This is a genomic window from Polyangiaceae bacterium (assembly GCA_016715885.1).
Lineage (GTDB): Bacteria > Myxococcota_A > Polyangia > Polyangiales > Polyangiaceae > Polyangium.
The window spans coordinates 42,045-54,488 of the sequence record JADJXL010000025.1 but is presented as its reverse complement, the minus strand read 5'-3'; the positions used below and the strand labels follow the sequence as shown (position 1 = coordinate 54,488).

General features: G+C 61.9%; 9 protein-coding genes. 2 read left to right on the top strand and 7 right to left on the bottom strand.

Going from position 1 to position 12,444, the window contains the following annotated elements; all coding sequences use genetic code 11:
- Positions 1-15: 15 nt before the first annotated feature.
- From IPM54_35305 to IPM54_35275, 7 genes are all read right to left on the bottom strand, one after another.
- Entirely contained in the window at positions 16-990 is a 975-nt protein-coding gene (locus IPM54_35305) for a CapA family protein (GenBank protein MBK9265035.1), read from the bottom strand.
- Positions 991-1,180: 190 nt separating this feature from the next.
- Complete coding sequence (locus tag IPM54_35300; protein MBK9265034.1) at positions 1,181-3,247, bottom strand: S9 family peptidase; 2,067 nt, start codon at positions 3,245-3,247, stop codon at positions 1,181-1,183.
- Between the two features lie 28 nt (positions 3,248-3,275).
- The gene (locus IPM54_35295; GenBank protein ID MBK9265033.1) at positions 3,276-4,214 is read right to left on the bottom strand and encodes a hypothetical protein; all 939 of its coding nucleotides are present in this window, start codon (positions 4,212-4,214) and stop codon (positions 3,276-3,278) included.
- The gene (locus tag IPM54_35290) at positions 4,211-5,788 is read right to left on the bottom strand and encodes a hypothetical protein (GenBank protein ID MBK9265032.1); all 1,578 of its coding nucleotides are present in this window, start codon (positions 5,786-5,788) and stop codon (positions 4,211-4,213) included. Before IPM54_35290 ends, IPM54_35295 begins: the two co-directional genes overlap by 4 nt.
- Positions 5,789-5,792: 4 nt before the next feature.
- On the bottom strand, positions 5,793-7,499 hold the full coding sequence (locus IPM54_35285) for a serine/threonine protein kinase (protein ID MBK9265031.1): 1,707 nt from the start codon (positions 7,497-7,499) through the stop codon (positions 5,793-5,795).
- 100 nt (positions 7,500-7,599) lie between these two features.
- Positions 7,600-8,550, bottom strand: a complete 951-nt coding sequence (locus tag IPM54_35280; protein ID MBK9265030.1) for an alpha/beta hydrolase fold domain-containing protein — start codon at positions 8,548-8,550, stop codon at positions 7,600-7,602.
- Between the two features lie 65 nt (positions 8,551-8,615).
- Positions 8,616-9,545, bottom strand: coding sequence for a hypothetical protein (locus IPM54_35275; protein ID MBK9265029.1), 930 nt, complete (start codon positions 9,543-9,545; stop codon positions 8,616-8,618).
- Between the two features lie 203 nt (positions 9,546-9,748).
- Between IPM54_35275 and IPM54_35270 the strand changes: the two genes are divergently transcribed.
- Positions 9,749-10,819: an MBL fold metallo-hydrolase gene (locus tag IPM54_35270; protein ID MBK9265028.1), complete on the top strand. Its 1,071-nt coding sequence runs from the start codon at positions 9,749-9,751 to the stop codon at positions 10,817-10,819.
- 59 nt (positions 10,820-10,878) lie between these two features.
- Positions 10,879-12,438 (top strand): aminopeptidase, encoded by a 1,560-nt coding sequence (locus IPM54_35265; GenBank protein MBK9265027.1) that lies wholly within the window; start codon positions 10,879-10,881, stop codon positions 12,436-12,438.
- The last annotated feature ends 6 nt before the right edge of the window (positions 12,439-12,444 follow it).

The following is a 12,444-nucleotide window of genomic DNA, read 5'->3' as shown; positions in this document are numbered from 1 at the left end:
GGTGCAAAGAGACAATCACGGAGAACCTGCGGAAGGATGAACGGGCGCACAGCCGTCGTCGTTCATGGGGCCGACGATGGCCGTTCCGACGCGGCGCGTGACGCTTTGCAAACGATGCAAAAAGCGCGATTCGGACGATTTACGTTTGGGATCCGTGGCGAGCGGAATGGGGTCGATGCCGAAGATGCGAATGGGACAAGCAAATATTTTTGGTATGGCTGCGCGCTCGAATTCGACTTTCACGGCCAAGCCCATTTCCGTCGCGGGATGGGCGCTGTTCATGCGCATGAGCAAATTGCCGAGGCTATACACGATGGGGCGCTTTTCATGAAACGTCAGACCTTGCACGACGTGGGGATGGTGGCCAAGAAAAACATCGGCGCCCGCATCGATGGCGGCGACCGCCAATTCACGGGTGTGCGTCACGGGTTCGTCCGTGTATTCGACGCCGCCGTGGTAACTGACGGCAATGCCGTCAATGCTCGATTCTTCGCGCAAGGACCGCACGACGCGCACGAGCCGCTCCTTGTTTGCCCCGGCAACGTAATCACGCGCCGAATGACCTGGAACATGCGCTTGATTCCACACATCGTTGATGGCCACGAACGCCAGGCGAAAACCATTACGTTCGATGATTTTGGGCTGGTATGCTCTTTCGAGGTCCGAGCCTGCTCCCACGTGCACGACTTTTTCTTTGTCGAGCCATTCGAGCGTTTCTAGGAGCCCCTTTTTGCCATAATCCCATGCATGATTGTTGGCCATCGACACGATGTCGATGCGCGCGCGGGACAAGACTCGAGCTGCCGCGGGGGGCCCATTGAATACGAGATTGTTGTGAGGTGAAACGGTCTCCGTGCCGCGATCGGTGATGGGTCCTTCGAGGTTGACGAATCGGACGTCGGCTTTACGAAAAAGCGGATCCATCGAAGCAAATAGGTCGAGGCTCGGATCGCGCAGGAGCATTTGCCCGACGAGACGTCCAAAACTCACGTCACCCGCAGCAAGAAGCGTCAGTTTTGGTTTGACGGGCGGCGGCGGTGGAGCCGAAACGCTCGGCGCTGCAATGCTTGGCGAAGCCGTGGTCGATGCCGGCGGGGAAGGCGAGCCCGCATCGACTTCGTCGGAAGCTTTTCGCGTACAAGAGGCGATTGCGACAATCAGAAGGGCGAGCGCAATGCGATCAAGGCGCAGTCGGATCTCCCTTGTGTTTGACGTGGCTGTCGAGGAACTTGACGATTGCGGGGTATGCCTTGAGCTTGTTGGGTCTCTTTGCCAAGCCATGACCTTCATCCTCGAATGTCAAGAGCTCCACGGGCAAACCGCGTTTTTGCAGTCCTTCGGCGACTTGTCTCGCTTCGCCAATGGGCACTCGCGGATCACGCACGCCGTGAATGACCATGAGCGGGACTTTGATGCGATCGAGCTTGTGGATCGGGCTGATTTTATCGAGCAGGGCGCCATCTTTTGCGAGCGATCCATATTCGGATTCCCGATTGGCACGCCGATACGGTGCCGTTTGTTCGAGGAACGTGCGGAAATTCGCGATTCCTACGATATCGACACCCGCAGCCCATTGATCGGGATACAACGTGAGCCCTGCGAGTACCATGTAGCCGCCATAGCTTCCACCATAAAGCGCAATGCGAGCTGGATCGACATCGGGACGTTTCGCGAGGAATTTGCCTACTTCGGAGAGATCCCGCACGGAATCTTCGCGCTTGTCCTTGTCGTCCAAATGCGCAAACGTTTTACCATACCCGGTCGACCCTCGCACGTTCGGAGCCGCTACGGCATAACCGGCCTGCACGAGGTATTGCGTGACGGGATTGAAATACGGCTGCGCTTGCGATTCGGGACCGCCATGTACCATCACCACGACGGGACGTTTTTCGCTCGCGGCGGGTTTCTGCTGGAAGTAAAACAAGCTCACCGTTTTACCGTCGAAACTCTTGAACGACAGAATTTCGGGCTCGACGAGCTTGCTCGAATCTATCCCAGCATGATGGCTGAACGTCGCGCGCTCGGATTTGCCCGTCGTCAAGTCGAGGCGGAAAATCTCGGCGGGCATCGTGGCTCGCTCGATGCCAACGAATGCAACATCGCCGCTGGGCGCGATATCGATGCTGGTCACGACGCCTTCGAGCGCCGTTTGCTTTTGCGAACCGAGCTTGCGTTTGTCGTCGATGGTCAGTATCGACACTTTGTCGATTCCGTCGACATTCGTGGTGATCACGGCCGTATCGCTGCCTTTGGTCAGCGGTCCAGCCTTGTTTGCGCTGCGGACGGCCAATGCATCAACGTCGTGATCGATTGCAAGGATCGGCGTGACTTTGCCCGTGGCGATATCGAGCGACACGAGCGAAATGAATTCACGACCGCGATCGGTGAGCGCGAGAATGGCTTTTCGATCCTGCGTAAACCGGGCCGAGGACCAGTGTTCGTCGCCCTTGTGTTTCGTGAGGAGCTTTTTCGTCCCTTTTTTCGCGTCGATGATCCAAAGGTCCTGATTGACGTTGGAATGCGCTTCGATGACGAGAAGCTGGTCTCCCGCAAAGTCGGCGACGGAATTGCTCCCGGTGAGCTCGACGAAGGGCTTCTTTGCAAATTCCTCGGCCTTCGTATTCGGCGCCTCGATGTAAACGTCCATGTCCTTGCCATTGCGAGCATTGGACGTGAACGCGAACTTGCCGCCGTCTTCGTTGAATGCAGGTAGCGAGTGCCGCACTTTGGGCAGGTTCGTGAGCGCGCGCGTGGCGTCGGGCTTGTTGTCGGCCGTGATGTCGAGCCAGTGAAGCTGGTAGTTCTCGTCGCCGCCGACGTCCTTCAGAAAAATGGCGCCGGCGGCGTTCGGGGCGACACGCATGACTCCAACGCGATCGACAAACGACGTGAGCTTGACGGCGGCTGGAGGAGGCTCTGCGCCAAGCGTTCCGACGTGGATTTGCGCCGTGCCAGGTGCGTCCGAGAGGAACAGGAAGCGATCGCGTCCGATGGCAACGGCGCTCGATGCGCGATGAACGTCGAGCAGGGCTTCGATGGTGATCGCGTCCGTTTTGGCGATCGCAGGCTGTTCGGGCTTGCTTTTTTTCGCAGCGCGCGGAGGTGCTGGCGAAAGCGCACCGGGCGTGACGGGGACTGGCAGCGGTGGTTCGGATGCGCCGCATGCAACGAGGCCCGCAAGAAATGCGAGCGAACAGAAGGAACGAGCCGTGCGCAAGGCGGTTTCGCGGAGTCGACGACGAGGCATGCGCGCGATGGTAGCAGAAGGCGAGCGCTCAGAAACGCCCAACGAGTCCCACGCTGCCCATCGTGACGACGGGAAGAACCCACCCCGAAGCAGGCTTGGCCGCGGGCCGGGCGGGTTTGCCAAATTTGTCGAGCAAAAGCAGCGTCAAACCCGTTCCGGCAGCCACGATGCCCACGCCGCTCACGATGTCCCCCGCGAGCGCCAACCTACGCGCCGAGACCGCGTCTTCCCCGTCTCGCGTGGGTGACGCCGAAGCCTTTTGAACGCCAACGAGTCCCACCGTGAGCCCCACGGCAAACGCTGCACTGCCGCCCGCAATCAGCACCGTAGGCACGACCGGAGCGCCATGTTTGTCCGAGCCGCCTATGCGAAACCCGCTCGACTTCAGCGGTTCGAGACGCAGCGTCACGGCAAGCTGCTGCCCTTCCGTAACCTCGGCAATCTGCGTCGCATCGCGATACCCCAGTGCACGCGCTGCAACCGTGTGTTTGCCCGGATCGACGAGCCGCGGATAACCCAGCGCTGCTTCGGGGACGATGATGCCGTCGATCGAAAGCATGAGATCCTCGGCATCATCGGGCACCACCTTGATGTCGAGCTTGGCGACCTGTTTCTCGAGCGCCGCGATCGCGTCTTTCGCGGGCTGCTCGTACAGCTTGACCTTCTCGTCGTCGGCTCGCACCTCGACGAGGAACGCGCGATAACTCTCGAGAGACTCCACGAAACGGCGCAGGTTCTGGTACGCGACGCCCAGGCTGTAGAGCGTGAGCGGTGCCCGCTTCAGCGCGAGCGATTTTTCGTAGCGTATCCGCGCTTCGTTCCATTCGCCGTCCTGAGCAAACTTGGCGCCTTCGCGGAAAAGGTCGCGCGCGACCGCAACATCGGCTGGGCTTTGCGCGGACGCGGGCACCTGTGCGAGCAGGGTCGCGGCGAGCACGATGGGCGTGAGGATTCGTCTGGAGATCAAGGCCGGTAACGTTCTCCCACCGGGACGAGCTGTGCGCTGTCGAAACCGCTCCAGAGAATGAGCTCCGCGCCCGTCCAAACGCACACGCCGTATTCATGATCGACGCCGGAAGGCCACGCGGGAATCTGGGCACCCCAATCGTTCACGACCGAATCATACACCCTACCGTCGGTTTTGATCGCCTCCCATTGATCCAAGCCTCCTGCAACGAGGATTTGCGAGCTTCCCGAGGACGCGCATCCGGCGCGGGGAGCAGGTGCGCTGCGTTTCCCGAGCGGGTTTGTCTTGGCTGAAGTCCACGCGTCCGTGGCCGGAGCGTAGAGCGCCGCGTTGGCGTACGTCGTCGCGATGTCGCGGCCGCCGAAGACCAGCATGGAGGTCCCCGTCCAGGCGACGAAGGTGTCGAATCGCGGCTCGAGCATCGCGGGGGTCGGGAGCTTGCGCCACACGTTGGTCTCCGGATTGTAACCAAAGCCGTCCGCAGTCGCTCCAACGCCGCCGGGTCGCCCGCCAAAGAGAAGAAGCTCTTGGCCGGACCATGCCCATCCAACGCCCGTACGTGCCGTGGGCGAGTTGGGGTTACTCATCATGGTCCACTTGGTCATGGCGGGGTCGTAATACGCACCGCCGGCAATGGCTGCACCGCCGGATGTGCCGCCCCAGATGAGCACCCTCGAACCGGTCCACGCCGCGACGGGATTGCGACGACCGATCACGGATACGGGGAGATCCGTCCACGTAGATGTTACGAGATCGTAAAGTTTGCCCGAGTTGAGCCCGACGTTGTCGTCGTGCGGGCCGCCGCCCCAAACCATGACGCGCTGGTTGTCAATCAAAACTGCAACCGCGTCCATTCGCGGGCTGGGAGCGTTGTCGGTGGGGAGGGGCGACCACGTATCGGTCTTGGGATCGTACAGCGCGCCGTCCCCCAGCGCGCCTTGATCGCCTTTGCCTCCCCATACGAAGAGCGCCTTGCCCGTCCATGTCGCAGCGGCGCGTTGTCTTGGTGCGGGCGCGCCGTCCTGATTCATCATGGCCCATCCGGCTTGGCACTTGCCTGCGATACACGGGTGCCCGGACAAACAGTCGTTTTCACAACTGCCACAGTGCTTGGTGGTCGTCGCCAAGATCGCGCATTCGTCGCCGCAGTCGACCGCGGGATTCGTACACATGAGAATGCACGCGCCGCCGATGCACTGATGGTCCGCCGTGGGGCAATCGGTCGCGTCGCAACACGCGGCGCACGTTCCACCACCGCAGCACTTTTCACCTGCGATGCAAGCCTTGTCGCAAGACCCGCAGTGGTCGCTGCTTTTTTCGAGGTCGAAGCATGCGCCAGAGCAGCACGTTTCACTCGCGAGGCACGTGCCATCGCACGGTATGGCCCCGCCGCTGCCAGCTCCCCCGACGGAACCAGCGCCGTCGCCACCGGTGCCTCCTTTGCCGCTACTCGAGGTCGACGCGGAAGGTTTGCCCTCGAGTTGCGAGTCGGCAATGAGTGAACACGACGCGTGGAGAGCCACGAGTGCGGTCACGAGTGCAAGCGAGCGAAACGGCGAGGAAAGTGCCTTCATGCGCTCAAAAATTCGGGTCGGTGGGAATGGGGGGAGGAGTGGGCGGGGACTTTGCGGACGATTTTGCCGTCGCGCTGGGCGCGGTTGGACGTGGCGTGGGAGGCAAGGCGGGTGATTCGACGCTGCCGACAGCGCTGGCCGACGCGGCCGCACTCGATGCGGGCACGACCGCGCTCGATTCGCCCGCGACGCTTGTCGCGGGCGCGGCATTCGATGGCGGCAACGTCGCGCCGAGCTTGTTTACGCCTTCTTCCACTCTCGCTGGAGCGCTCAGGGGTCGCGGTTCTTCTCGGATGGCGAGCATGATACCGCCAGCGACGATCGCACCGACGGCGAGCGCGATGGGGCCAATCCACATGGCTGCCGATCGGCGTCGTTCAGGCGGTTCGGAACGCGTCGTCGCGAGCGGAAGGCTCGAAGGAGGAGCAGGGGGCAGCGGCGCTGCGAGTGTGCTTGGCGGAGCTTCCACCGGGGGGTTGATGTCTGGCGCGGCAAGCTCGGGGATCGATGGAATTTTGAGCACGCGAATTTCGCGCTCGGAGTTCATGCGCGCACGCCCGGCTTCGGGGGTGCCATTGGCCGGAGGGAATTCCGAGAGCGGTCGATGAACGTTTGCGGCAAGCCAGTGCGCGCGAAGCGAATTGCCGGCAGCATCGGTTTCGACGTCACGCTGCGCCGCCCACGTGGCCAGCACTTCGCCGTACTCCTGCATCGATTGCCAGCGATCTTGTTGTTCCTTCGCCAGGCCCTTTTGTATCAGCGCCCAAAGCTCCGGCTCGTGGATCTCGTGCTCTTCCCACGGGGCGGGGTTGAACACGAGAATCGAGCTGATGAGGGCATTGTAGTTTGGCCCTTCGAACGGACGCACACCGCTGATGACTTCGTAAAGCATCACGGAAAACGCCCAAATGTCCGTGCGATGATCGACGTCGCTGCGGCCGCACGCTTGCTCGGGAGACATGTAGTGCGGGCTTCCGAGGATGACGCCGACTTGCGTGGTTTCGCGAGGGAGATCGTCGTGATGCAACTTGGCGATGCCAAAGTCGACGACCTTGGGAATGACGGCGCCGCGATCGTCGGTAACGAGACGAATGTTGTCGGGCTTCAGGTCGCGATGGACGATGCCTTTGCCGTGTGCGGCTGCAAGAGCACTTGCGACGGGCAAGAGCGTGCGCACGGCGCTGATGGCCGAAAGCCTGCCCTTGCGCTCGATGGTTTGCGCAAGCGACTCGCCCTGCAGCACCTCCATCACGATGAAGGGATCTCCTCGCTCGGTCGTGCCGAAATCGAATACGCGCACGATGCACGGATGACCGATTCGCGCTGCTGCTCGCGCCTCTTGAAGAAGCCGCATCGCGCCTTCGGCATTGGCGTAATCGTGACGAATGAGCTTGATGGCGACGTCGATCTCGAGCGCCAAGTTGCGTGCGAGCCACACGGCGCCCATGCCGCCTTCGCCGAGAACTTTCGTGAGGCGATACTTGTTGGCAATGACGTCGCCCGCGATGTAGGGCATCGCCTTCGCTGCATCCGCGGGCTTCGCAGGCAGCTCGTCAAAACCGCCGTCACGCGTTTCTTCGAGTTGACGGGATGAAACGGGCGGCCCGCGATCGACGCTGCTCGTCTCGACGACGTCGTTCGCGTCAGCGCCGGTCTGCTCGTCCGTTGGTCGAGTTGAAACGGACGTCGAGCGTGAGGCGGAAGAAGCCATGAGCAAGCGCGGGGTGAACGGCAAGGCCGACGGAACCCGCCAAACTATAACCTCTCCAGCGCGGGATCGACAAGGCCGGCATTGCGGAATGTGGCCCTTTTCAACCCACGTGGTGCCGAAGGAATTCTGCTACCGCTCGCCACTTGTCCTGAGCAGCTTTGCGCCACACGAGAGCATTGAAGCCGTGAATTTCACCGGGGAAAATCTCCAGGCGACAAAGACCTCCGCGTCCTTCGATCGCAGCCTGCAAACGACGCGAGTCGTCGAGTAGCGGATCCGCCGTTCCGGCCGCAGCGAAAAACGGAGGCGGTGGTCGCGCAACGTCGCTCGCGGGCGCCGCAAGCAGTCGCAGCGGGCTGGCAAGTGGCGCGTCCATCGCACGCTCGCGAATCGGACGACCAACGTAGGACGCACCAGCATCGACGATCATCGCCTTCAGCCACGGCATCAGACGCGGATGCGCCGTGAAGCGGTGAAGGTCGTGTACGTCGAGCAAACCATAAATCGCGACGACCGCTCGAATCGGCGCGTTTCGATCGTAGATTGTCCGGGCAAACGGTTCGGGCCGAGGCTCGATGGCGGACACCGCGAGCGCCGTGACGAGGTTTGCCCCAGCCGATTCGCCTGCAAGCACGATGCGCGATGGATCCGCGCCGTAGCGCGCAGCGTTTGTCTCGACCCACCAGAGCGCCGCGGCCGCATCCTCGAGCGGCGCGGGATAACCGTGCGTTGGCGCGAGGCGATAGTTGATGTTGAAAACAACGTATCCGCGCGCCGCAAAATTGAGCGCCATCACGCGGTGCGTGTCCTTCGACAACGTCGAAAATGCGCCACCGTGAACGTACATCACCGCCGGACTCCGCTTGCTGAGCGTCTTCGGCCGGTAAATGTCGAGCGTATGCGCAGGATCGGGCGTGCCGCGATACGGCACGTCACGCTCGAGCTCCACACCGTAAAGGGATGGATACGCAACGGGCAGCGCGTAAATGACGCGACTAGCGAGATGGGCGCTGCGATCGATCGAACGGCGAATGTCGAGCACCGAGGCCATGCTGAAACATCGAGATTACTCGATGATCCGTGGCGATGAAACAGCTCTCGCGAAGGACCGCGACGTCAAAATCCAAGCCGTTCGAGCACACCGAGCCACACCGCGATCGAGAAACACATGCCAAGCGCATGAAGCGCCAAAAAAACGAGCGGAACGGCTCGTTCGAGCTCGGAGAAACCAAACGCCCACCGTGGTCGAGGCGCGTACATCGCTTCCCATTCGCGATTGAAAACGCGATAACTGCCCACGAATCCGCGCCGCTCCATGCGTCGAATCTGCCGATAGCGCCAATCGATGAGCGCCGCGTATTGCTCGATCGTCCGACGCCAAAGCTGCGATGCAGCCATGCCCATGATGAAGAGCGGCACGGTGACGAGCGCCAAGCGCGGCCCCGGAAGCGCGAGATCTTTGACCAAGAACGCAATCACCGCCGAGAGCGCCGCGTTCACGCCGAAAAATACCTGCGTCGTCTCGCGCCGCCGCTGCACGAGCCGGTCGGTGCTTTCGAAAAGCAACCGATACTCCTCGAAAAGCTTTGCCGGCTGCGGCTCGCACGTTGGATCAAGCTCGCTCGCAACCTCGATGACCACTCGTTCCATCACTCGATTGCGCGACGATTCATCGAGCTCGACGAGCACACCTCGCGTCGGAAATACGTCGATGGATCGCAAAGACAAACCCGATCGACCGGCTTGATCGATCACCACGATCATCAAACGATCGGCCACTTTCACGAGCGATTCGGTGATCTCCGCGCGATCGCCCAATCGCCCCGATGCAAACGCACTGTCCGCAAGCAGCACCACGACCGCCGCTCGCTGCACTGCATCGGCGAGCGATCTCGAGGCTGGCGCGTGTTCTTCGTCATCCGCGTCGGGAGGCCACGTCGACGCAGCAATGCTTCTGTCTGCAAGCAGCGACGCGAGACGCTCTGCCCGCCCGCGTTGGCTTGGCGCTGCCACGATCAGAACCTTGGCCGAACGTGCGTCGGACATGCGATGGACGCATCAAATCAGCAGCACGCCGCCTTTGCCAGATGGTGTGGTGTACCGAGCGATGAAACATAATTGAAACAAATGTTTCATCGGAGGACAAACCGTGACCAAGTCATTGAAATTTGGGCTCAATCCCAATCCCAGATCGAGGACCCGCGCCTGGCACGCGCGATGCTAGAGCTGTCGGAGCAGGAGAGACCAACATGCTATTCCGTCAGCTTTTTGATGCGGCGACGTCAACCTACACGTACTTGCTCGCGGATCCTGAAACGAAGGAAGCCGTGCTCATTGATTCGGTGATCGAACAGGTCGATCGCGATGCAGCACTGATCGCCGAGCTAGGGCTGAAGCTCACGCACGTCCTCGAAACGCACGTGCATGCGGATCACGTGACGGGCGCGGCGATGCTGAAGAAACGGCTCGGCGCAAACACCGTCGTCGGTGAGCGGTCCGGAATGCCCTTTGCGGATGTGCTCGCAAAACAGGGGGACGTGATTCGGTTTGGAAAGTACGGCCTGAGCGTGCGCGAAACGCCGGGGCATACGAATGGCTGTTCGTCCTACGTGACCCTGGATCAAAAAATGGTTTTTACAGGCGATGCATTGCTCATCCGCGGCACGGGACGTACCGACTTTCAGCAAGGCGATTCGCATGCGCTGTATCGCTCGGTGCACGAACAAATTTTTACGCTGCCGGATGACACGCTCGTGTACCCCGGTCACGACTACAAGGGCCGGACGGTGAGCTCGGTGGGCGAGGAAAAGAGGCTCAATCCGCGCGTTGGTGGAGGAAAAACCGAAGCCGAGTTCGTCGATATCATGAAAAACCTCGTTTTGGCCAAACCTGCTCGCATCGACGTCGCCGTGCCGGCAAACCTTTGGGGCGGTCTTACGCCTTCGGAAATCGTCACCGGGCAGGGGGCATCGGCCTCTTCGTGGGCGCCTCTGTCGAGAACGGGGGCAAACGTGCCCGAGGTCGAGCCTGCGTTCACCCACGAGCACGTGGGTGCTCTGCGTGTCGTCGACGTGCGCGAAAAGGACGAATTCACCGGGCCGCTCGGGCACATCCCCAGCGCGGAGCTCGTGCCCCTGGGCGCGCTGGAAAACGAGGCGCAAAAGTGGGACGCGCAGCAACCTATCGTGCTGGTTTGTCGGTCGGGTGGACGAAGTGGCAAGGCAGCGCTGGCGCTCGAAGCAAAGGGCTTCAAGCGTGTCGCATCGATGCGCGGAGGCATGATGCTGTGGAATGATCAGCACTTGCCGGTCGAGCGTTGAATTTGGTCCCGACGGCGTCGTTGCATGCTCCGGCGGGCGCAACATAGGATGCGCCCGCCATGCCTCCCCATTCGCCTCCGTCGCTGGTTTCGGTTCCCGAACGAGCACTGATCCCGCACGCGTTCGCGGACAAACCCTTCGATGCGCTCGTCGTCGTAGCGCCCGCTCCACTACGCAGTCATGCCGTGCTCGAAGGCGTCATCGGATCGACGCTTGGACCGGCGCTTCGAGCGGATCGAACGCTCGATCGTGGGCCTCGACCGCCATCGGTGATGCATGCGCCGGGATTGCCGGGCGAACGGCTGGTCGTCGCACCGATGTCGATGCTCACCGATGACACGGAAGACGTGCGGCTCGTGGCGGAAGCCGTGGCGTCCGCGACGAATCGAGCGGTCGATGCAGGCGCGAAAAAGCCGCTCGTGTGGGTGATTGCGCCACCGGCTGCACGCTTTGCGCATGCACGCGAAGTTGCGGCCCTCGCGGCGCTTGGTACCCAATGGTCGTCGGTCGAAGCGCGGGAAGCTGGCAAGAGCGCGAAAGGCGCGGAGCTCGTCGGTATCGTGGGGCTGGACGAAGCGCGCATCGAAACGCTTACGGCCATCGAGCACGGGCGCACGTTGTGCCGCGACATCACGGGTACGGAGCCCGAGCGCATGGCGCCACGACGTATCGCGGAGCTTTGTGTACAAACGTTCAGCACCGCGGGTGTCGGCGTCGAGGTCGAGCACGACGTATCGAGTTATCCGCTCGTGGCCGCCGTTGCGCGGGCATCCATGCGTGTCGAGCGGCATCGGCCGTGCGTGGTCAAACTGTCGTACGTACCCGACAAACCTGCGCCGTACACGGTGATCCTTGCTGGGAAAGGCGTCACGTACGACATGGGCGGTGCGGACTTGAAGACGGATGGTCACATGGCGGGCATGTCGCGTGACAAGGGCGGGGCGGGAGCAGTCGCGGGGCTCGTGCTCGCAGCGGCTCGCGCGAAGCTGCCCGTGCGCGTCATCGGTCTGCTCGGGCTCGTGCGAAACAGCATTGGGGAAGACGCGTTCGTAAGCGATGAGATCATCACGGCTCGATCGGGCGTGCGCGTGCGGATCGGCAACACGGACGCGGAAGGACGTCTCGTGTTGTCGGATCTTTTGGCTGCCGCGCGATCTTTCGCGGATCCGTCGACACCGACGCTTCTCTTGTCGATTGCGACGCTCACGGGGCACGTCTACCGCGCGTTCGGCCCGTATGCGGGCGTGATTGGAAATGGTCCGGCCAAACGTTTGGGCGTGATGGATCGCATCGACGAATTTGGCGAGATGTGGGCCGAGCCGGTGGAGCGATCGCGGCCGCGCCGAGAAGACTACGCCTTCGTTGTGCCGCGCTCGGGCGCCGAGGATGTCGTTTCGGCCAATCGCCTAGCGTCGGTGAATACGCCGCGCGGACATCAATTCCCGTTTGCATTCATCGACATCGCGTCGGGACTGCGCGGCGGAGCGCTGCCGTTGGTGCACATGGACATCAGTGGCGTCGCGGTCGATCCGCCGGATTGGCAGTTCGGACGGCCGACGGGTCATCCCATCGCAACGCTCATGGCGCTCCTCGGTCAGCTCGGACAAACCGCCGCTTGATGCGGT

Excerpts from the sequence above, each read along its gene's own strand:
- IPM54_35300 (MBK9265034.1), bottom strand. The coding sequence starts at position 3,247 with ATGCCTCGTCGTCGACTCCGCGAAACCGCCTTGCGCACGGCTCGTTCC.
- IPM54_35290 (MBK9265032.1), bottom strand. The coding sequence starts at position 5,788 with ATGAAGGCACTTTCCTCGCCGTTTCGCTCGCTTGCACTCGTGACCGCA.
- IPM54_35285 (MBK9265031.1), bottom strand. The coding sequence starts at position 7,499 with ATGGCTTCTTCCGCCTCACGCTCGACGTCCGTTTCAACTCGACCAACG.
- IPM54_35280 (MBK9265030.1), bottom strand. The coding sequence starts at position 8,550 with ATGGCCTCGGTGCTCGACATTCGCCGTTCGATCGATCGCAGCGCCCAT.
- IPM54_35275 (MBK9265029.1), bottom strand. The coding sequence starts at position 9,545 with ATGTCCGACGCACGTTCGGCCAAGGTTCTGATCGTGGCAGCGCCAAGC.
- IPM54_35270 (MBK9265028.1), top strand. The coding sequence starts at position 9,749 with ATGCTATTCCGTCAGCTTTTTGATGCGGCGACGTCAACCTACACGTAC.
- IPM54_35265 (MBK9265027.1), top strand. The coding sequence starts at position 10,879 with ATGCCTCCCCATTCGCCTCCGTCGCTGGTTTCGGTTCCCGAACGAGCA.